The organism is Nocardioides koreensis (genome assembly GCF_039531775.1).
GTDB classification, from domain to species: domain Bacteria; phylum Actinomycetota; class Actinomycetes; order Propionibacteriales; family Nocardioidaceae; genus Nocardioides; species Nocardioides koreensis.
Window position 1 is genome coordinate 164,159 of record NZ_BAAAQR010000003.1, and the last position, 20,416, is coordinate 184,574.

Sequence of the window (20,416 nt, forward strand, 5' to 3'; positions counted from 1 at the left end):
ATCCTGTCTCGGCGCCGGTCAGATCGGCGGGGTCGCGCGACCCTGCATCGCGTCCCACACCCGGGACGGGGTCAGCGGCATGTCCGCGTGCCGGATCCCGAACGGCTTGAGCGCGTCGATCACCGCGTTCACCACGGCCGGCGGCGAGCCGACGGTGGCGGACTCCCCGATCCCCTTGGCCCCGATCGGGTGGTGCGGCGAGGGGGTCACCGTGTGCCCGGTCTCCCAGTGCGGGACCTCCAGCGCGGTCGGGATCAGGTAGTCCATCAGCGACCCGCCGAGGCAGTTGCCCTCCTCGTCGAAGGCGATGATCTCCATCAGCGCCATCCCGACGCCGTCGGTGAGGCCGCCGTGCACCTGGCCCTCGATGATCATCGGGTTGATCCGGGTGCCGCAGTCGTCGACGGCCACGAACCGGCGGACCTTCACCACCGCCGTGCCGGGATCGATGTCCACGACGCAGATGTAGGCGCCGAACGGGTAGGTCAGGTTCGAGGGGTTGTAGCAGATCTGCGCCTCCAGGCCGCCCTCGATGCCCTCGGGGAGGTCGCCGGCGCCGTGGGCGCGCATGGCGATGTCCTGGATCGTGACCGACCGGCCCGGGTCGCCCTTCACGTGGAAGGAGCCCTTCTCCCACTCCAGGTCGGCCACCGACACCTCGAGCATCCCCGAGGCGATGATCTGGGCCTTGTCGCGCACCTTGCGCGAGACCAGCGCGGCCGCGGCGCCGGAGACCGGCGTGGACCGGCTGCCGTAGGTGCCCAGCCCGAACGGCGTCTGGTCGGTGTCGCCGTTGACCACCTGGATGTCGGCCGGCGGGATGCCGATCTCCTCGGCGACGATCTGGGCGAACGTCGTCTCGTGGCCCTGGCCCTGGCTCATGCAGGACAGCCGCACCACCGCCTTGCCGGTCGGGTGCACGCGCAGCTCGCAGCCGTCGGCCATGCCGAGGCCCAGGATGTCCATGTCCTTGCGGGGGCCGGCCCCGACGGCCTCGGTGAAGAAGGCGACGCCGATGCCCATCAGCTCGCCGCGGGCCCGTCGTTCCTCCTGCTCGCGGCGCAGGTCGTCGTACCCGGCCATCTCGAGCGCGACGCGCATCGCCCGCTCGTACTCCCCGGAGTCGTAGACCCAGCCGGTCTGCGTCGTGTACGGGAACTGGTCGGGCTGGATGAAGTTGCGCAGCCGCAGCTCGACCGGGTCGATCTCCATCTCGTGGGCCAGGCAGTCGACGAGCCGCTCCACGAGGTAGACGGCCTCGGTGATGCGGAAGGAGCAGGCGTAGGCGACGCCGCCGGGCGCCTTGTTGGTGTAGACCGCGGTCATCTTGCAGTAGGCGGCCTCGAGGTCGTAGCTGCCGGTGAAGACCCCGAAGAAGCCGGCCGGGTACTTGATCGGCGCCGCGGTGCCGTTGAACGCGCCGTGGTCGGCGAGCACGTTGGTGCGGATCGCGAGGATCTTGCCGTCGTTGGTGGCTGCGATCTCGCCGCGCATCACGTAGTCGCGCGCGAACCCGGTGCTGAGGAGGTTCTCGGACCGGTCCTCCATCCACTTCACCGGCTTGCCGAGCACCAGCGACGCCACGATCGCGCACACGTAGCCGGGGTAGATCGGCACCTTGTTGCCGAACCCGCCGCCGATGTCGGGCGAGATCACCCGGATCTTGTGCTCGGGCAGGCCCGAGACCAGCGCGTAGACGGTGCGGTGCGCGTGCGGGGCCTGGCTCGTCGTCCACAGCGTGAGCTGGCCGCCGACCCGCTCGTAGTCGGCGACGCAGCCGCAGGTCTCCATCGGCGCGGGGTGGACGCGCGGGTAGACGATGTCCTGCTCCACCACGACGTCGGCCTTGGCGAAGACCGCCTCGGTCGCGGCCTCGTCCCCGGTCTGCCAGTCGAAGCAGTGGTTGTCGGTCTTCCCCTCGAGGTCGGTGCGGATCACGGGGGCGTCGGGGGCCAGCGCCCGGCGTACGTCGACCACGGGCGGGAGCAGGTCGTACTCGACGTCGATCAGCTCCAGCGCGTCCCGCGCCGAGTAGCGGTCCTCGGCCACCACGAAGGCGACCTCTTGACCTTGGAACCGGACCTTGTCGGTCGCCAGAACCGCCTGCACGTCGTTGGAGAGGGTCGGCATCCAGGCCAGGCCCTGGGCGGCCAGGTCGGCGCCGGTGATCACGGCCTTCACCTTGGGGTGGGCGAGCGCCGCGCTGGTGTCGACGCTGACGATCCGGGCGTGAGCGACCGGGGAACGCAGGATCGCGAGGTGCAGCATGCCCGTGAGCTGCAGGTCGTCGACGTACTTCCCGAGGCCGCGGATGAAGCGCGGGTCCTCCTTGCGCAGCATCCGGCCGTGACCGACGGGGTGCTGGTCGTTGTCGACGTGCTCGAGGTCCTCGGTGATCTCGGCGGCGCCGGTGGCGGCACCCTCGACGGTGGTCATGACGCGCTCCCCACGGACTCCTCGGCTGCCTCGTGCTGCCGGCGGGCCGCCCACTGCACCGAGCGGACGATCGTGGTGTAGCCGGTGCACCGGCAGATCTGGCCGGAGATGGCCTCGCGGATGGCCTCCTCGCTGGGGTCCGGGTCCCGGTCCAGCAGGGCCCGCGCGGTCATCAGCATCCCCGGGGTGCAGAACCCGCACTGGAGGCCGTGGCAGCGCATGAACCCGTCCTGAACCGGGTCGAGCACGCCGTCGGTCTCGAGGCCCTCGACGGTGCGGACCTCGTGGCCGCCCGCCATCGCCGCGAGCACGGTGCACGACTTGACCGGCTCGCCGTCCAGCCAGGTGACGCAGGTGCCGCAGTTGCTGGTGTCGCAGCCCCAGTGGGTCCCGGTGAGCCCGAGCTCGTCGCGGAGGAAGTGGACGAGGAGCATCCGGCCCTCGATCTCGCGCGTCACGGTCTCGCCGTTGACGGTCATCGTCACCTGCATGTCAGCGGTTCCTTCCCTGGTCGCCGGCGATGCCGGCCTGGATGCGGCCGACCGACGTACGCAGCGTGCGCCGGGTCAGCTCGTCGGCGAGGTGGCGCTTGTAGTCGGCGGTGCCCCGGTTGTCGGTGGTGGGCGAGCAGCTCTCGGCGGCGATCGCGCCGGCCCGGGCGTAGAGGTCCTCCGACGGCTCCTGGCCCCGCAACGCCTCGGAGACGGCCGGGAGGCCGCTGGTGTTGGGACCCACGGCCGCGAGCCCCACCCGGGCGTCGGTGATGACCGGCCCGTCCATCCAGACCGCGGCGCCGGCGGAGGTGACCGCCCAGTCGCCGGCCCGCCGCTCGACCTTGGCGTAGGCGCTCGAGCCGTGCGGCCGGACCGGGATCCGGACCTCGGTGAGGATCTCGCCGTGCTCCACCGCCGTCTCGTAGGGACCCCGGTGGAACTCGGCCATGGTGACGACCCGCTCGCCGCCCGCACCGCGGATCACGCAGCTGGCGTCCAGCGTGGTGCACACCGCCGTCAGGTCCTCGGACGGGTCGGCCTGGCACAGCGAGCCGCCGAGCGTCCCGCGGTTGCGCACCACCGGGTCGGCGATCACGTGCTCGGCGTCGGCGAAGATCGGGAACAGCGCCGCCAACTCGGGGGACTCGAGCAGCTCGCGGTGCCGCGTCATCGCCCCGATCCGGACCTCGTCGGTGCCGACCCGCACGTAGCCGAGCTCGTCGTGCAGGTCGTTGATGTCGATGACGTACTCGAGGTTGGCCAGGCGCAGCTTCATCATCGGCAGGAGGCTGTGGCCCCCGGCGATCAGCCGGGCCTCCTCGCCCAGCCGGACCAGGAGGTCGATGGCGTGATCGACGCTGGTGGCTCGCTCGTACTCGAACGGCGCAGGGACCTGCATGGGAGACCTCCCGTGACGGTGGTCACACGACTGTCGCCCCGGCGTCCGCGGCCGTCAACGGCCGGTTCAGCAAATCGTTGATTTGGGGGTCGGGGCGGCGGGTTCTCCACCGCCCCGACCATCAGCGTGGCCCTGCGAGCCGGCCAGGCCTCAGGCCCTCGCCTCGATCACGAGGTTGTACGCCGTCGCCGTGGCCACGTGGGCGGTCGCGAAGCCGGCGTCGTGGAACGCGCCGACGAGCTTCTCGGGGCCCGCCTGTGCGCCGAGCGCTGCGCCACCCTCGGAGATGCTGTGCGGGACGCACAGGCACGAGCTGCCGACGTAGAAGACCGCGGCGATCGGGTTGGCGAGGTTGGCCTCGAAGGTGCTCTCGGCGAATGGCTCGATCGCGACCACTCGTCCGCGCGGCGCCAGCGCGTTGCGGGCGTGGGCCAGCGCACCGACGGGATCTCCGAAGTCGTGCACCGCGTCGAAGAACAGCACGAGGTCGTGCTCGCCGGTGTACGACGTGGCGTCTGCGGCCTCGAAGTGGACGCGATCGGCCACCCCGGCCTCCGCGGCCGCAGCCGTGGCCTGCCGGATCGATTCGTCGTGGTAGTCGACACCGACGAAGGTCGACCTCGGGAACGCCTCGGCGAGGAGGATGGTCGGGACGCCGAGCCCGCACCCGACGTCGAGGACGCGGATGCCGGACTCGAGGCGCTCGATCAGGCCGTCGACCGCGGGCAGCCACTCGGTGAGCAGCGAGGCGCGGTAGGAGGTGGCGTAGAAGCGGGCGACGCCGCTGAACAGGCGCGCGTCGTGCTCGTGCCAGGCGATGCCCGCCCCCGTCGTGTAGGCGTGGGCGAGCTTGTCGACCCCGGCCCACACCGCGGCGATGAGCTCGAACCCCGGGATCAAGGAGGCCGGGCTCTCCTCATCGGCCAGCACGCTCGCGTGTTCGACGGGGAGGCTGAAGGAGTCGGCGGAGACGTGGTACGCGACGTAACCGTTGGCGGCCTGCGCGGCCAGCCACTCCTGCACGTACCGCGGCGCGATGCCGGAACGTTCGGAGAGCTCCGCCACCGTGGCGGTCCCCAGCGACGCGAGCGCACGCCAGAGTCCGAGACGGTCGCCGAGGTGGACCAGGATCGCGTTGTACGCCGCGGCCTGGTCGGTCGCCACCTTGCCGGCGAACTCCTCGAGCCGGGCGAGGTCCAGGTCAGAGGTCTCGAGCTGGGCAGTCATGGTTGGTTCCTTTCGGTGGGGCACCCGGGCGGCACCGTCGGGACCACAGTGCGCGGCGCCACTCGCAGCGCCCTGTCGTGCTTCTGCCGCCCCCGTGACAGACCGGTGACAGCGACATGTACGACGCTTGGTGCATGACCGACCTGACCGAGCTCGGCACCGTCCTGACCGTGTGGGCACACCCGGACGACGAGACGTACCTCGCCGGCGGGCTCCTGGCGGCTCTCGTGGACGCCGGGCACCGCGTCGTGTGCGTGACTGCGACCCGCGGAGAGGCGGCTGACCCCGACGCGACCCCCGACGAGCGGGCGGCTCTGGCGAAGGTCCGTACACGGGAGCTCGAGTCGGCGCTCGCGGTCCTGGGAGTCACGGAGCACCACTGGCTGGACCACCGGGACGGCGGCTGTGCCGACGTCGACGCCGACGAGTCCGCACGCCGGCTGGCCCGGTTGATGGACGACGTGCACGCGGACACCGTGGTGACGTTCGGCCCGGACGGCTTCACCGGCCATCCCGACCACCGCACGGTGAGCTCCTGGACCGACCGCGCCCTGCGTCGCTCGGCGGTCGAGCCGCGGCTGCTGCACGCGGTCTCCCGCGAGCAGGTCGTCGACCCCGAGCTGGACGAGGACTTCGGGGTCTTCGAGCTCGGCCGACCGCGGGTGTGCGCCGACGACGACCTCGCGCTGTTGCTGCGGCTGGACGGGGCGGCGCTGGACCGCAAGGTCGAGGCGCTCCTGCAACAGGTCACGCAGACGGCCGGGCTGGTCGAGGCGGTCGGCCTGGAGCGGTTCCGGGGCTGGGTCGCCGCCGAGGCCTTCGCCGTACCGCTGCCGACCACGTGACGGTCGCGCTCGCACTGGGGCACAGTGCTGGAATGGACCGGACCGACCTCGCGCTGCGGGTGGACGTGCTCGGCCCCCTGGCGCTCGAGGTCCGGGGCCGCGAGGTCCACGTCCCGGGCCGCCGACGGCGAGCCGTGCTCGCGATGCTGGCGCTCGCGGGCCGGGAAGGGGTGAGCGACGGGCTACTCGTCGACGCGCTGTGGCCGGACGACCCGCCCGCGAACGTCGCCCAGGCGCTGTACAGCCACGTCTCTCGCTTGCGTCACCATCTCGGTCCGCTCGCGGAGCGACTCGAGCGCCATGCGACCGGGTACCGGCTGAGGCTCGAGCCGTTCGAGCTCGACGCCGACGCCGCCCGACGGCTCTCCACGCACGATCCGGCCGCGGCGCTGGGGCTGTGGCGCGGCCAGGCGCTCGTCGAGTTCCGCGCGGTGCCCGCCCTCGAGGTCGAGTCGGTGGCCCTCGACGAGCTGCGGCTCCGTCTCGTGGACGACCTGCTGGAGTCCCGACTGATCTCCGGCGACCCCACGGTCACGCTCGATGCCGTCGCGGCCGCAGCCGCGTCTCCACTGCGAGAGCGCACGGCGATGCTGCAGGTGCGCGCGCTGGCCGCCGAGGGACGCGCGGCGGAGGCGATGGAGGCAGCCCAGGAGTTCCGCCGCCGGCTGGTCGACCGGACCGGGCTGGACCCGACGCCGTCACTCACCGAGCTCGAGCAGCAAGTGGCCGCGGGGTCGATCGTCGGAGGTCCCCCTGTCGCGCCCCCGCGGGTGGTCAGGCCGGACGGCCCGATGGTGGGCCGGCAGCACGACCGCGAGGAGTTGGTGCGCCTGCTCGGCCTCAACACCGTCGTGACCCTGACTGGCCCCGGGGGCGTGGGCAAGACACGACTGGCCCTCGACATCGCCGCCGACGCGACGGAGCGTGACGTGGTCGTCGTCGGCCTGGCTGCGGTCGACCGCGCGGACCGGGTGTGCGAGGCGGTCGTCTCTGCCCTCGGGCTCCGCACCACCGGCGAGGTCGAACCGTCGCACGTCGCCTCCGCACTTGCCGACCGCCACCTCCTGCTGATGCTGGACAACTGCGAGCACCTCGCCGACGTGTGCCGCGAGCTGATCGTCGCGATCCGGCGGAGCGCGCCCGGCGTCCGGGTGCTGGCGACCTCTCGGGTCACGCTCCGGGTGCCCGGTGAGTACGTGTTCCGGTTGCAGCCGCTGCCCGTCCCGCGCGAGCCGGCCGGCCTCACCGCCCTGCGACGTCAGCCCGGCGTCCGGGCGTTCGTGGAGCACGCCCGGCGCCGGCGCCCGGGCTACGAGCTGGGCCCGGAGGATGCGACGGACCTCGTCGAGGTCCTGCGCCGGCTCGACGGGCTCCCGCTCGGCATCGAGCTCGCCGCGCGGCAGGTCGCGGTGATGCCGATGTCGGCGGTCCGGGAGCGACTCGACCGAGCGCTGGACCTCGCCACCGGGCAGGGCGGGCCGGACGACGACCGGCAGCGCACCCTGCGCGCGACCATCGACTCGTCGTACCGGTTGGTCGGCGAGGACGAGCAGGCGCTGCTGCGCGCGATCGCACCCTTCCCCGGTGGGGTCGACCTGACGACGATCGAGGCGCTGGCCGAGGGCGGGGGCGACCCCCTCGACCTGCTGCACCGGCTCGTCGAGTCGTCGCTCCTCGTGGCGGACCCGACGCATGGTCGCTACCACCTGCTGTTCATCGTGCGCGCGTACCTCCTGGACCTGGCGGCACAGCTCGGTGAGGCGCGCCGGGCGCAGACCCGGTTCGTCGATCGCTGCGTGGCGATCGCGGACCGGATCGGCGAAGGGATCCACGGACCGGACGAGGCCGCCCTCGACCGGATGCTCCGAGCGGAGCTGGACAACCTGCGCGCGGCCCGCGACCTGGCGGACGCCGATGCCCGGGTCCGGATCACCACGGCGGCGAACCGGGCCGCGACGTGGCGTGACCTCCGCGAGGTCTGGTCCTGGGCGACCGAGCTCGCCGACGATCCTGCGCTCACGGACCACGCGGAGCGGACGACGATCCTCGCAGCCGCCGCGGAGGCGGCGAGGCTGGTGGGTGACCTCGACACAGCCGAGCGACGGGCCCGCGAGACGATCGCGCTGGCCGACCCCGTGGCCCACGCCGGCGCGCTGGGCCGAGCCTGGAGCGTCGTCGGCGTCGTCGCGCACTTCCGGGGAGACTTCGCGGCGGCCCGCGACGCGTGGCTGAGAGGCGCCGAGGAGCCCGTCGGGGACGCGAGCGCCTTCGTCGGCTCCGCCGCCCTCGCCGCGGCGTACGCCGGTGACCCGGTGACCGCGCGCCGGCTGCTCGCCCGGGCCGCGGCCTCCGCCACGTGCGGTTCGCACCGGGCCTTCGTCGCGTACGTCGAGGGCGAGCTGCGCGTGGCGACCCGGCCGCTCGAGTCGATCCCGCACTACGTCAACGCGATCTCCGCAGCGAGCCGGGTCGGCTGCAACTTCGTGGAGGGCGTGGCTCGCGTGTCCCTGGCATCCGCCCGTAGCCGGACCGGGGACGTGGCCGGCGCGGCGGAGGACTTCGGCCACCTCATCGAGTCGTGGCGCCGCACCGGCCAGACCACCCAGCTGTGGACGACGGCCCGCAACGCGGCAGAGCTGCTCGCAGCCGCGGGTCGTGCCCGCACCGCAGGCCTGTTGCTGGTCACGGCCGATGTCACTCCAGGCGCCGCTGCGGTCGACGAGGACATTGCCCGCTCCGGCGGTCGCTCCTACATCCCGGTCGATGCGCTGCTCGACCCCGCGTCCCTGGACGAGGTGCGCGCGGAGTCGCGGCGGCTCGGCGGCCCGGACGTCCTCGACCGGGCGGTGGCCGAGCTCCGTGAGCTCGCCACCGGTCCGGGCGGCGCCGCCCCCGACTCGTGAGCGAGTAGGCCGTCAGTCAGACCCATCGCGCCGAGCATGGGAGGCCCTGGCGCCGCGCTGCCCGCACCACCGCGGCGGCAGGCGCAGGAGTCAGGAGGACTGCTGGCCGTGGTTCTCGGGCTTCTCCTCGCCGACGCCCTGGGGCTCGTCGCCGTAGACGCCCGCGTCCTTGGCCGACTGCGCCTTGCGCAGCTGCTTGACCAGGCTGAAGCCGAGGAAGACCACCGCGGCGGCGAGCAGCAGGAAGATCGCGAACGCGGTCCAGCCCGCCTTGACGTCCTCGGGCTCCGGGCTCTCGTCGACGAGGCTGAGGACGAAGGGCAGGACCGGGCTCAGGACCGGGCCGGTGAGGAGCGCGTCGAACGGCATGGGACCAGTCTCTCAGGCGGGGTTCGGGATGCCGGCGAAGAGGTCGTCCTCCGGGGTGCTGGTGGAGACGTGACTCACCACGAGCTCGTAGTCCTCGGTGGGCCAGACCTTCTCCTGGAGCTCGCGCGGGATCGCGAACCAGGGGCCGTCGGGGTCGATCTGGGTCGCGTGGGCCAGCAGCGCCTGGTCGCGGACGCCGAAGTAGTGGCCGCACGGGACCCGGGTGGTGATCCGGGCGTCCCACTCCGGCTCGGGCTCCCACTCCTTGAGCCGCTCCGCCCACGGGGACTCCAGGCCGTGCTCGAGCATCGCGTCGTGCAGCGCCTGCATCCGCGGCCGGTTGAACGAGTGGTGGTAGTAGAGCTTGAGCGGCTGCCAGGGCTCCCCGAGCTCCGGGTAGCGCTCCGGGTCGCCGGCCGCCTCGAACGCCGCCACCGAGACCTGGTGGCACATGACGTGGTCCGGGTGCGGGTAGCCCCCGCGCTCGTCGTACGTCGTCATCACGTGCGGCTTGAACTCGCGGATCAGCCTCACCAGCGGCGCGGCCGCCTCCTCGAGGGGCACCAGCGCGAAGCAGCCCTCGGGCAGCGGCGGCTTCGGGTCGCCCTCCGGCCAGCCGGAGTCGACGAACCCGAGCCAGTCCTGGCGGATGCCGAGGATGTCGCGGGCCCGGTCCATCTCCTCGCGCCGGATCTCGGTGATGTTCTCGAGGATGTCGGGGCGGTCCATCTTGGGGTTGAGGATCGAGCCCCGCTCCCCGCCGGTGCAGGTGGCGACGTGCACGTCGACCCCCTCGTCGACGTACCTCGCCGTGGTCGCCGCACCCTTGCTCGACTCGTCGTCGGGGTGGGCGTGCACGTGCATCAGGCGGAAGCCGGCGCGAGGGCCGGTGCGGAGAGCGTGCGGCATGGGTCTCATCGTAGGGCGGGCCGCCGCGGCCCGGTCCGCGGTGCCCCGCTGGGGGGTGCGAGCATCGGGGGGTGACCTCGCACGACCTCGCCGACCGGTACGGCGCGCCCGCGCCCTGGCGGCGCCGCGCGGTGATCGCCGCGACCGTGGTGGTGGCCGCGGCCTTCCTCGGCTGGTTGGCCTGGACGGCCTGGGCGCACTCGACGCCGGCGGTCGACTCCGACCTGGTGACCTACTCGATCGACGGGGAGCACCAGGCCACCGCGAAGGTGGACGTGCGGCTCAAGGACGAGTCGGTGCACGCGACCTGCCTGCTGCGTGCCTTCGCCGAGGACCACGCGGTCGTGGGGGAGCTCTCCTTCACCCCGGAGTACGGCGCCGACCAGCCCCTCGTGCAGACCATCCGCACCGAGCGCCGGGCCACCTCGGTCGACCTGGTCGGCTGCACCGCCCCCGGGGAGCCGAGACCGCGTTGACCTGCATGATCAGGGCGCAGTTGTTAAACTCGTCCTTCTGAGCTGTCCCGGAGGGGTCCAGGCGCGGGCCCCCCGATGTCTGAGGCATGACCTGTGGTCGCCCGACGCGGACAACCCGCATTCCGTTCAGGCGGACCGTCCCGCCACCACCCGAGTATTCCCAGGAGTACTGATGACGCAGTCGACCGAGCAGGGCACCATCTGGCTGACCCAGGAGGCCTACGACAAGCTCCAGACGGAGCTCGAGAACCTCAAGGGCCCCATCCGCCAGGAGGTCATCGCCCGCATCAGCGCCGCCCGCGACGAGGGGGACCTCAAGGAGAACGGCGGCTACCACGCCGCCCGCGACGAGCAGGGCAAGGTCGAGGGCCGCATCCGCCAGCTCGAGGACATGCTGCGCCGCGCCGAGGTCGGCGAGACCCCCGCCGACGACGGCATCGTCGAGCCGGGCATGAAGGTCACCTACAAGTTCGTCGGCGACGACGACGACGAGGCCGAGACGTTCCTGCTCGGCGCCCGCGAGATCGAGGACTCGGTCGACGGGCTCAAGGTCTACTCGCCGCAGTCGCCGCTCGGCTCCGCGATCATCGGCGCCAAGGTCGGCGACACGGTCTCCTACGAGGCGCCGAACGGCAAGGAGCTGCAGGTCGTCATCGTCGACGCGGTCCCCTTCACCGGCTGACCCACGCCGAGCCGGCGCAGACTGCGCCGAGAAAGCCGTCGAGTCGGCGCAAGCTCCCGCGAGCTTGCGCCGACTCGCTGCATGTGGCGCCTGAGCTTGCGCCGACTCGTCAGAGGTAGACCTTGTAGCCGCACTCGCGCAGGCGAGTGGTGACCTGCTCGGCGTGCGGCTCGCCGCGGGTCTCGAGCTGGAGGTGCACCTCGACCTCGTCGAGGTGCAGCGAGGGCGAGATGCGCTCGTGGACGACCTCGAGCACGTTCGCGCCCGCCTTGCCGACCTCGGTCAGCAGCGTGGCCAGCCCCCCGGGGAGGTCCGGGATGCAGATCCGCAGGTTCAGGTAGCGACCCGCGGCGGCCATGCCGTGCCGGATCACCTTGCCGAGCAGCAGCGGGTCGATGTTGCCGCCGGAGAGCAGCGCGACGGTGGGAGTGCGGAACTCGGTGGGCCGGTCCAGCATCGCGGCGACCGCGGCGGCGCCGGCGGGCTCGACCACCATCTTGGCCCGCTCCAGCAGCGCCAGCAGGGCGCGGGACAGCGAGTCCTCGGAGACCGTGATGATCTCGTCGACGTGGTCGCGCACGGCCGCGAACGTGATGTCCCCCGGGCGTCCGACCGCGATCCCGTCGGCCATCGTCGTCATCGTCTCCAGCGGCACCGGGTGCCCCTCGGCGAGGGAGCCGGGCCACGCCGCGGCGCCGGACGCCTGGACGCCGACGACGCGTACGTCGGGGCGCAGCGCCTTCACCGCGATCGCGATGCCCGCGAGCAGGCCGCCCCCGCCGGTGGGGACCAGCACGGTCTCCACGTCGGGTGCCTGCTCGAGGATCTCGAGGCCGACGGTCCCCTGCCCGGCCACGATGTCGGTGTGGTCGAAGGGGTGGATCAGGACCGCGCCGGTCTCCGCGGCGAACGCGTGCGCGGCCTCGAGCGCGTTCTCGAGGTAGCGCCCGTGGAAGATGACGTCCGCGCCATAGCCCCGGGTGGCCTTCTCCTTCGGGATCGGCGCGCCCTCGGGCATGAACACCGTCGACTTGATCCCGAGCAGCTGCGCGGCGAGCGCGACGCCCTGCGCGTGGTTGCCGGCCGACGCCGCGACCACGCCGTGCGCGCGCTCCTCCTCCGAGAGCCGGGAGATCCGGACGTAGGCGCCCCGGGCCTTGAACGAGCCGGTCCGCTGGAGGTTCTCGCACTTCAGGCTGACCGGTCCGCCGGCCAGCGCCGAGAGCCAGCGCGACTCCTCCATCGGGGTCTGGATCGAGACCCCGCGCAGCACCTCGCGCGCGGCCTCGATGTCGGCCAGGGTCACCGTCGGCACGTCACTCATGTTCCAGGGCCTCCTTCGTCGGGGGCTCCTCGCCCAGCTCTCGGTAGTCCTCGTCCAGCTCCTCCTCGGCGTCGTCCTCCGGGGCGGTGTAGTTGGCGAGGTGCTGCACCACGGCGTTGACCGCCGCGGCCAGCGGGACGGCCACCAGGGCGCCGGGGATACCGGCGACCAGGACGCCGCAGCCGATGGCGATGATGACACCCAGCGGGTGCAACGACACCCACCGGCCCATCAGGAACGGCTGCAGGACGTGGCCCTCGATCTGCTGGACCAGGATCACGCCACCCAGCATGAACAGCGCGGTGATCGGCCCCTGGTCGACGAGCGCGACGAGGATCGCCACCGTGCCCGCCACGGTGGCGCCGACCATCGGGATGAAGGCGCCGAGGAAGACCAGCACGCCGATCGCGAGCACGAACGGCACCCCGAGGATCGCCGCGACGATCATGATGCCGATGGCGTCGGTCGCCGCGACGATCACCGTCGCCCGGACGAACTGGGTCAGCGAGATCCAGGCGACCCGGCCCGAGCTGTCCACGTGCCGGCGACCGGCCCGTGGCGCCAGGCGGACCATCCACGCCCAGATCCGCTCGCCGTCGGCGAGGAAGAAGTACGTCGAGAACAGCACGATGAAGAAGGCGGCCAGCACGTGGCCCAGCGCGGTGCCGACCTCGGTGACCCGGCCCAGGATGGACCCGCCGTCGGTGGACGGCGTGATCGCCTTCTGGGCGCGGCTGATGTAGTCGTTGATCTGGGAGTCGCTGGCGTGCAGCGGCCCGGTCTTGAGCCAGTGCTTGACCTCGTCGAGGCCCTTGACGGTCTGGTCGGCCAGGTCGTTGGCGCCGTTGGCGACCTGCTGGCCGGCGAAGGTGAGCAGCGCGGCCACGAACGCGATGCCGGTGAGCACGACGAGGATCGAGGCGAGTCCACGTGGCAGCCCGATCCGGTGCAGGCCGTCCACGACGGGGCTGACCAGCGCGGTGATGAGCAGTGCCACGACGACCGGGAGCACCACGAGCGCGAAGAAGCCGACAGCCCAGAACAGGACGTACCCGGCGGCCACGATGACCAGGAACCGCCAGCCCCAGGCGGCGGCGAGGTCGAGGCCCCAGGGCACCTGGGCGCGGGTGAAGTTGGACGGCCCGGTCTGGATCGGCTCGGGCTCGGCCCGGCGTTCCTCGCGCAGCTGCGACCACTGGTGGGCCAGCCGCTGGGCGATGCCCTCGTCGTCCTCGGTGCGGCTGCGCAGTCCCATGATCGGCAGCCGGCGGCGCCCTTCCGGGGCCCCGCTGTCCGTCTCGTCGTCCGGTGGTGGACCTGCCTGGTCGGCGACGCCCTCGTCGTCCGGACCGTCGGCCTCGTTGCTCACCGCGACAGGCTACCCACCGGGCGTGTCGAGCACGCGCAGCACCAGCCGGTACGCCGCCACCGGGTGCGGCTCGGCGAGCAGGCCGGCCGCGGCCAGGACGTAGTCGGTGTCCACCACGACCCGGGCCCGCTGCGGGAGCTGCCAGCCACCCTCGAGGTCCGCGCCGACGCTGCCGGCGAGGACCCGGCCGGCGATGCCGGCCCGCCCGTTGCGCAGCACCCCGCCGGAGCCGACCAGCAGGTCGACCTCGCGCAGGTCCTTGCCGGAGCGCTCCACGACCCGGCCCTCGGGGCTGACCACCACCCGCGACCGCCCCGCGTGTCGCCTCAGGGCGAGACCGACCGCGGCCCGGGCGATCGCCTCGTCGGCGTCGCGCTCCGCCTCGCTGTCCGGGAGGTACGACGGGTCGTGCTGCCGGAGGGCCGCTGCCTCGGCCAGGTCGTCCAGTCCCGCCTCGGCGACGGTGGTGACCGCGGACCAGCGCATGCCCAGGTCGCCCTCCACGGTCCGGGTGACCGGGGTGGTCGCCACCACCTCGCGGGCCAGGCCGGAGTCCTCGGGGTCGACCTCGACGACGCTGTGCACATCGGTGGTGGCGCCACCGACGTCGACGACCACCACGTCGCCCGCGCCGGGGCGCTCCTCGTCGAGGCCGTGGGCGAGCAGCTCGACACCGGTGAGCACCAGGTCGGGGGTGGCGCCCCGGACCATCGCGGCGAAGCCGGCGCGCGCGCTGAGGTGCTTGCCGCCGATGACGTGGGCCAGGAACATCTCCCGGATCGCCGCGCGGGCGGAGTCGGGCGCGAGCACCCCGATCCGCGGGACGACGTTGTCGGCCAGCACGTGCGGGACCGCGCCGAGGACCTCCGAGACCTCGTCGCGGACCTCGACGTTGCCGGCCACCACGACCGGCCCGCGCCAGCCCCCTGCGACCAGCGCCCGGGCGGCGTCGAGCAGCGCCTCGGCGTTGCCCCCGTCGGTGCCACCGGTCAGCAGCACGACGTCGGGCCGGCTGGTGGTCAGGTCGAGGGGCCGTCCGCGGCCCGCGGTCGCGACGACGTCGACGACCTTGCCGCCGCTGGACAGCGCGACCCGGCGGCCGGCCTCCGCGGTGACCAGCTCCTCGTTGCCGACCACGGCGATCCGCAGGCCGCCGCCGGCGCTGGAGCAGGCCAGCACCTCGGCCGTGGCGGCCCGCGGGTCGGCGGCGACGAGCGACGCCAGGCACGCGTCGTACCCGTCGAGGACGTCACCGGTGCCGTCGGGGGCCGGGATCGTCGTGGGGTGCGACGCGGAGGCGACGATGCGCCCCTCGGCCAGGTCGACCAACGCCGCCTTGGTGAAGGTGGAGCCGAAGTCGACGCAGACCGCGGTCTCGACAGGCTCGACCACCGGCCTAGGACAGGGCACGGTCGAGGTCGGCGATCAGGTCCTCGGCGGTCTCGATGCCGACGCTGAGCCGGACCAGGTCGGCGGGCACCTCGAGGTCGGTGCCGGCGACGCTGGCGTGGGTCATCCGGCCCGGGTGCTCGATCAGCGACTCGACACCGCCCAGGGACTCCCCGAGCGTGAAGACCTCCGCCTTCTCGCACACCGCCAGCGCCTGGGACTCCCCGCCACTGACGCGGAAGGAGACCATGCCGCCGAAGCGCTTCATCTGCTTCGCGGCCACCGCGTGGCCGGGGTGCTCCTCGAGCCCGGGGTAGATGACCTGGTCGACCGACGGGTGTCCGGCGAGGAACTCGACGATCTTCTCGGCGTTGTCGCAGTGCCGATCCATCCGGACCCCGAGCGTCTTGAGGCCGCGGTGCGTCAGGAAGCTGTCGAACGGACCCGCCACCGCGCCCATGGCGTTCTGGTGGAAGGTCACCTTCTCGGCCAGCTCGAGGTCGCGGACGACCAGCGCGCCGCCGACGACGTCGGAGTGCCCGCCGCAGTACTTCGTCGTGGAGTGCAGCACGACGTCGGCGCCCAGGGTGAGCGGCTGCTGGAGGTACGGCGAGGCGAAGGTGTTGTCGACGACCAGCAGCGCGCCGGCGTCGTGGGCGACGGCGGCGAGCGCCTCGATGTCGCCGATGTTGAGCAGCGGGTTGGTCGGGGTCTCGACCCAGACGAGCTTGGTCTCGCCCGGCCGGATCGCCGCGCGCACCGCGTCGACGTCGGAGACCGGCGCCGGGCTGTGCTCGAGGCCCCACACCTTCTCGACCTTGTCGAAGAGGCGGTAGGTCCCGCCGTACGCGTCGTCGGGGATGACCGCGTGGTCACCGGGGCGGCAGACCGCGCGGACCAGCGTGTCCTCGGCCGCCAGGCCGGAGGCGAACGCGAAGCCCCGCTCCCCCTCCTCCAGCGCCGCGATGGCGCCCTCGAGGGCGGTGCGGGTGGGGTTCGCGGAGCGGCTGTACTCGTAGCCGCCGCGCAGCCCGCCGACGCCGTCCTGCTTGTACGTCGAGGTCGCGTAGATGGGCGGGATCACCGCGCCGGTCATCTGATCGGGCTCGTAGCCCGCGTGGATCGCACGCGTCTCGAAGCCGGACTTGCCCGTGTGCTGCTGCTCGGTCATGGGCCGAGGCTATCCAGACTCCCGGGCGGACGTCATACGAGATGGTCGCGGGGGCGACCGAACCGGATGACGTCGCCCGGCGGGAACGAGCAGCGCCGCCTCGTTGTTGCAGACTGGTGAACGCCCCAGACCCGAGGAGTGACGTGTCCATCTTCAGCCGCCACAAGTCCGAGCTCGTCTCCCCCGACCAGGCCCTGCCCGGCCGCAGCGAGCGCCCGTTCCACCTCGCCGACAAGCACCTGGTCCTCGGCACCCCGCTGGTGACCGACGACGCCCCCGCGGGGTACGAGGTCGCGCTCTTCGGCCTCGGCTGCTTCTGGGGCGCCGAGGAGGTCTACTGGCAGGTGCCGGGCGTCTGGTCGACCTCGGTCGGGTACGCCGGGGGCACCACGCCGAACCCGTCGTACGAGGAGGTCTGCAGCGGGCGGACCAACCACACCGAGGCCGTGCGGGTGGTCTACGACCCGGCGAAGGTCTCCTACGCCGACCTGGTGAAGACGTTCTTCGAGGTGCACGACCCCACCCAGGGCATGCGCCAGGGCAACGACGTCGGCACGCAGTACCGCTCGGCGATCTACTTCACGACGCCCGAGCAGGAGCAGGTCGCCCGTGAGCTGACGAATGTGTACGGCGACGAGCTGAAGCGGCGTCGCCTCGGCGACATCACCACCGAGATCCGCGAGGCCCCGACGTACTACTACGCCGAGGACCTGCACCAGCAGTACCTCGCGAAGAACCCGCACGGCTACCGGTGCCACGCCAACACCGGGGTGAGGTTCCCCGAGACGGCCTGACTGCCGCCTCGACCGGGTCCCGTAGCAGTGGGCTACGGGACCGGCGTCGTTCCAACCGCTCCGAGTCCCTCGTGGGGCTCGCCCTCGCAAGGGCGCGGAGTGGGTGACATCTGAAGCGGGCGGGTCACCGCCAGGTGGTGATTTCTGTCCAGGTGTGACCGTCGTCGTCGGAAGTCGCCACCCCCTGCCGCGTCATCACGTAGATGCGGTCGCCGACGATGATCGGCTCATGGGTCCAGGCCGACTGGGTCAGCTCGGTGTCACCGTTCGTGGCGGACTCCTCGACGAGCTCGAAGTCGCCGCGGTCGAGGTCCTCGGCCCGCCAGATCGCGGTCTCGGGGGACGTCTGGACGGCGAGCAGCGCCCCATCGGGTGTACCGGTCATCAGGTCGAACTGCGTCGTGAAGGGGGCGTCCGGGGCGTCTCGGCGGACGATCTGCGCATCGGTGCCCTCGCCCGGCACCAGGAGCTCGATCTCGGGTTCGTGATCGAGCCGGGTGAAGAACAGCGGCCCATGGGTGGGGAAGTTCCACACCTTCCCGCGCGCATCCCCCACGCCGTCGGCCAGGAAGCGACGGAGGCGTTGCCCGTCGACCTCCCACCATGCGAACGTGGGCTGCCACCGGTCGTCGATCCCCCACGGCTCCTCTCCCGCGACGGGGAGCGGCACCGACCCGTTCCAACGAGCGGGCCATTCGTAGGCAGTGGCCGAGTCCGGGTCCAGCGCGCACCAGGGGAACAGGTGCGCAGGGTCGATGATGGGGACCCCCTTCCACGCCGCCGGCTTCTCGGTGGGGTGGCAGCGGAACCAGAGCCGTGGGTCGGTGGGCGCGAGCTTGGTCGTCACCCGCTCCACGCGCTGCATCGTGCCGTCGCTTCGGACCAGCCATTCGTCGGGCTTCTCGGTGTCGATGATGAGGAACAGGTCCCGGGTCGGGCTCTCGATCCGTGGCCCGGTGTACTCACTCAGCTCGCCGGGCTTCGGGTGAGGGTCAATGGGGTTGGTGACGTACGTCGTACTGCTGAACCCGTCGGTGGTCAGCGCCAACGCGGACCCCGTCGGACGGCCGGCACCCGGCTCGCAGTCCGGGCAGTCGGCCTCCCAGACCGCGATTCGCACATCGAGGTCGTCCAGCGACGTCGCGGCCTGGATCAGGCGACTGCCTTCGCCGGTCACGATCCTCTCCGGCGTTGTCGGCCCGGGAGCCGGGTCGTGCGCCGGAGGAGCTGAGCGGTCGTCGTAGCCGGTCAGGAGTGTGCTGGCGCCCGCCAGGAGAGCGACCGTGGCACCTACCGAGACCGCGGTCGTCATGGCGCGCCGTCGACGGCGCCGGGCAGTCGACACGATGGCCTCGAGGCTGGGTTGCCGGATCCTGCCGGCGAGCCCGCGCAACTCGTCCAGCTCAGGCATGACGGGGTTCCTCCCTTTCGTCCAGGAGCTCGGCCAGGCGGTCGCGACCGCGCGAGAGTCGCGACTTCACGGTCCCCTCGGGAATGTCCAGCTCCGCCGCGATCTCTGCGGTGGCAAGGTCGGCGAGATGATGCAGTACGACGACCTGGCGTTGGTCGGGGTCGAGCCGCGCGAGTGCGGTCACAATTGCGACGTGGTCGGACGTGACCCCGGGTTCCGTTTGCGGACCGGGGACGTCGGCTTGGTACTTCTTCACGATGGCGCGGTGCCGCCACACGCTGCGCAGCCGGTTGAGCGCGACCGTCCGCACCCAGCCCTCGGGGTTGCTGACACCCGCCAGCCCATGCTGCTTGCGTACCGCGGTGACAAAGGCCTCCTGCACCGCGTCCTCGGCGTCGGCGAGGTCGCCACAGATCGCGAAGAGCTGCACGACCAGACGCCGGTACGTCGCCCCGTACAACTGTTCCAAATCAGCGGACGCGTGCATGCTCCATCTCCCAGCCGGTCCTCTCGCTACTGTCTCTGCAGACGCGCCGGCGGGTGAAGGTGCCGGCCCTCTTCATCCGGCGAAAAATGGCTTCGCCGCACGCGCGTAGCGATTTCCGATGCGTGTAGTGGCCCCAACTAGATGAAGCCTGAGAAGGAAGCCCGGTTCCCGGCGCCCCGAACATTCCTGACCAGCAACAACCTGGACCAGACCACCCTCTCGGGCATGTAACGACGAAGCCCGCCTCACGAGCCGCACCGACCGAGGAGGGGGTATGAACGAGCCGACCACCCACACCATCGACGACCGGCGCCGTCCCGACGTACGACGGCCGCCTTCGCCGACCGGCGGGCGACGGCGGCCCGGCTCGACTGGCCTGACGCATTCCGGGACGGCTCGGCGGCAGCTCAGCGGCCGGTGTCCCATCTCCCGTCGTCCACCGACGCCAGGAAGTCACCGAGCTCGCGGCTGACCGCGTCCGGCGCCTCGACCGTGGCGACGTGCCCCACGCCCGGGAGCACGACGAGCCGCGAGGACGGGATGACTGCACGGATCTCCTCCGCCGTCTTCATCGGCGCCCGGACGTCGTGATCGCCGTGGACCAGCAGTGTGGGGACGCCGACCTGCGCCAGCCCATCGCGCAGGTCGGCCTCGGCCGACGCCAGTGCCATGGCGCGGAATCCGGCCGGGCTGAAGCTGCGCACGCTGGGGAGGAAGCTCGCGACGACGGCCTCCGGTGCTGTGGCCGAGAACATCGACGGGAGCATGGCGCGGGCGAAGTCCTCCGGCGGAAGCTCGGACAGCCGGAGGCAGGTACGGAGCCGGGCGTCGACCTCCTCTCCGGGGAGGGATCCGCGCCAGCCCGCGTACCCGCCCACCAGAGTCAGCGAGGCGGGAAGTGCCGGGTGTCGCTCCACCACGGACAGCGCCACGATCCCCCCGAACGACAGCCCGACCAGATGGACGCGGGTGAGTCCGAGGGCACGCAGGAACGATGCCCAGCAGTCTGCATAGTCGGCCACGCGGAACCCTGCGGGCGGGTCGGACGAGCTTCCCGCACCGGGAGCGTCCCACGCGACGACCGTGAAGTTGGCCGACAGCGTCTCGATCTGTCTGGCCCACGTGGACCGGCCGTCCCCGACGAAGCCGTGCCCGAGCGCGACCGCCGGCCCGGTTCCTGCTCGCTCGTAGGCGACCCGGAGACCTTCGACCTCGATCTGGTCCACCGCGGC

The 20,416-nt window shown here is 72.2% G+C and carries 18 protein-coding genes; 5 read left to right on the forward strand and 13 right to left on the reverse strand.

Going from position 1 to position 20,416, the window contains the following annotated elements; translation table 11 throughout:
- Positions 1 to 18: 18 nt before the first annotated feature.
- From ABD268_RS07070 to ABD268_RS07085, 4 genes are all read right to left on the reverse strand, one after another.
- On the reverse strand, positions 19 to 2,436 hold the full coding sequence (locus tag ABD268_RS07070) for an aerobic carbon-monoxide dehydrogenase large subunit (protein WP_344149494.1): 2,418 nt from the start codon (positions 2,434 to 2,436) through the stop codon (positions 19 to 21).
- A complete protein-coding gene (locus ABD268_RS07075) occupies positions 2,433 to 2,927 on the reverse strand; it encodes a (2Fe-2S)-binding protein (RefSeq protein WP_344149496.1) in 495 nt (164 codons plus the stop codon). The genes ABD268_RS07070 and ABD268_RS07075 overlap by 4 nt, the downstream gene beginning before the upstream one ends.
- A gap of 1 nt (position 2,928) precedes the next feature.
- Positions 2,929 to 3,828, reverse strand: a complete 900-nt coding sequence (locus tag ABD268_RS07080) for an FAD binding domain-containing protein (RefSeq protein WP_344149498.1) — start codon at positions 3,826 to 3,828, stop codon at positions 2,929 to 2,931.
- Between the two features lie 150 nt (positions 3,829 to 3,978).
- Complete coding sequence (locus tag ABD268_RS07085) at positions 3,979 to 5,055, reverse strand: methyltransferase domain-containing protein (protein ID WP_344149500.1); 1,077 nt, start codon at positions 5,053 to 5,055, stop codon at positions 3,979 to 3,981.
- A 134-nt stretch (positions 5,056 to 5,189) separates the two neighbouring features.
- Here ABD268_RS07085 and ABD268_RS07090 point away from each other — a divergent pair, with 134 nt between their 5' ends.
- Complete coding sequence (locus tag ABD268_RS07090) at positions 5,190 to 5,900, forward strand: PIG-L deacetylase family protein (RefSeq protein ID WP_344149502.1); 711 nt, start codon at positions 5,190 to 5,192, stop codon at positions 5,898 to 5,900.
- Between the two features lie 32 nt (positions 5,901 to 5,932).
- Positions 5,933 to 8,803 (forward strand): ATP-binding protein, encoded by a 2,871-nt coding sequence (locus tag ABD268_RS07095; protein WP_344149504.1) that lies wholly within the window; start codon positions 5,933 to 5,935, stop codon positions 8,801 to 8,803.
- A gap of 90 nt (positions 8,804 to 8,893) precedes the next feature.
- Here the strand turns inward: ABD268_RS07095 and ABD268_RS07100 are convergent, their stop codons facing one another.
- Both ABD268_RS07100 and mca read right to left on the reverse strand, forming a co-directional pair.
- Positions 8,894 to 9,172: a hypothetical protein gene (locus tag ABD268_RS07100; protein WP_344149506.1), complete on the reverse strand. Its 279-nt coding sequence runs from the start codon at positions 9,170 to 9,172 to the stop codon at positions 8,894 to 8,896.
- A gap of 12 nt (positions 9,173 to 9,184) precedes the next feature.
- Positions 9,185 to 10,081: a mycothiol conjugate amidase Mca gene (gene mca, locus ABD268_RS07105; RefSeq protein ID WP_344149508.1), complete on the reverse strand. Its 897-nt coding sequence runs from the start codon at positions 10,079 to 10,081 to the stop codon at positions 9,185 to 9,187.
- A 71-nt stretch (positions 10,082 to 10,152) separates the two neighbouring features.
- Here mca and ABD268_RS07110 point away from each other — a divergent pair, with 71 nt between their 5' ends.
- Positions 10,153 to 10,557: a DUF4307 domain-containing protein gene (locus ABD268_RS07110; RefSeq protein WP_344149510.1), complete on the forward strand. Its 405-nt coding sequence runs from the start codon at positions 10,153 to 10,155 to the stop codon at positions 10,555 to 10,557.
- Between the two features lie 172 nt (positions 10,558 to 10,729).
- Complete coding sequence (gene greA / locus ABD268_RS07115) at positions 10,730 to 11,239, forward strand: transcription elongation factor GreA (RefSeq protein WP_344149512.1); 510 nt, start codon at positions 10,730 to 10,732, stop codon at positions 11,237 to 11,239.
- A gap of 109 nt (positions 11,240 to 11,348) precedes the next feature.
- Here greA and ilvA read toward each other — a convergent pair whose 3' ends face one another.
- The 4 genes from ilvA to ABD268_RS07135 are packed head-to-tail and all read right to left on the reverse strand — an operon-like array spanning position 11,349 to position 16,492.
- Positions 11,349 to 12,563, reverse strand: a complete 1,215-nt coding sequence (gene ilvA, locus ABD268_RS07120) for a threonine ammonia-lyase (RefSeq protein ID WP_344149514.1) — start codon at positions 12,561 to 12,563, stop codon at positions 11,349 to 11,351.
- Complete coding sequence (locus tag ABD268_RS07125) at positions 12,556 to 13,932, reverse strand: AI-2E family transporter (protein ID WP_344149516.1); 1,377 nt, start codon at positions 13,930 to 13,932, stop codon at positions 12,556 to 12,558. Before ABD268_RS07125 ends, ilvA begins: the two co-directional genes overlap by 8 nt.
- Positions 13,933 to 13,941: 9 nt before the next feature.
- The gene (locus tag ABD268_RS07130; protein ID WP_344149518.1) at positions 13,942 to 15,324 is read right to left on the reverse strand and encodes a glutamate mutase L; all 1,383 of its coding nucleotides are present in this window, start codon (positions 15,322 to 15,324) and stop codon (positions 13,942 to 13,944) included.
- A 4-nt stretch (positions 15,325 to 15,328) separates the two neighbouring features.
- Positions 15,329 to 16,492: a cystathionine gamma-synthase gene (locus ABD268_RS07135; protein ID WP_344149520.1), complete on the reverse strand. Its 1,164-nt coding sequence runs from the start codon at positions 16,490 to 16,492 to the stop codon at positions 15,329 to 15,331.
- Positions 16,493 to 16,641: 149 nt separating this feature from the next.
- Between ABD268_RS07135 and msrA the strand changes: the two genes are divergently transcribed.
- Complete coding sequence (msrA, locus tag ABD268_RS07140) at positions 16,642 to 17,286, forward strand: peptide-methionine (S)-S-oxide reductase MsrA (protein ID WP_344149869.1); 645 nt, start codon at positions 16,642 to 16,644, stop codon at positions 17,284 to 17,286.
- A 124-nt stretch (positions 17,287 to 17,410) separates the two neighbouring features.
- On the opposite strand, the gene ABD268_RS07145 is transcribed toward msrA, so the two are convergent.
- The 3 genes from ABD268_RS07145 to ABD268_RS07155 all read right to left on the reverse strand — a co-directional run bounded on the left by ABD268_RS07145 (position 17,411) and on the right by ABD268_RS07155 (position 20,410).
- A complete protein-coding gene (locus ABD268_RS07145; protein WP_344149522.1) occupies positions 17,411 to 18,697 on the reverse strand; it encodes a hypothetical protein in 1,287 nt (428 codons plus the stop codon).
- Complete coding sequence (locus tag ABD268_RS07150) at positions 18,690 to 19,184, reverse strand: RNA polymerase sigma factor (RefSeq protein ID WP_344149524.1); 495 nt, start codon at positions 19,182 to 19,184, stop codon at positions 18,690 to 18,692. Before ABD268_RS07150 ends, ABD268_RS07145 begins: the two co-directional genes overlap by 8 nt.
- A gap of 407 nt (positions 19,185 to 19,591) precedes the next feature.
- Positions 19,592 to 20,410: an alpha/beta fold hydrolase gene (locus tag ABD268_RS07155; protein WP_344149526.1), complete on the reverse strand. Its 819-nt coding sequence runs from the start codon at positions 20,408 to 20,410 to the stop codon at positions 19,592 to 19,594.
- Positions 20,411 to 20,416: the final 6 nt, after the last annotated feature.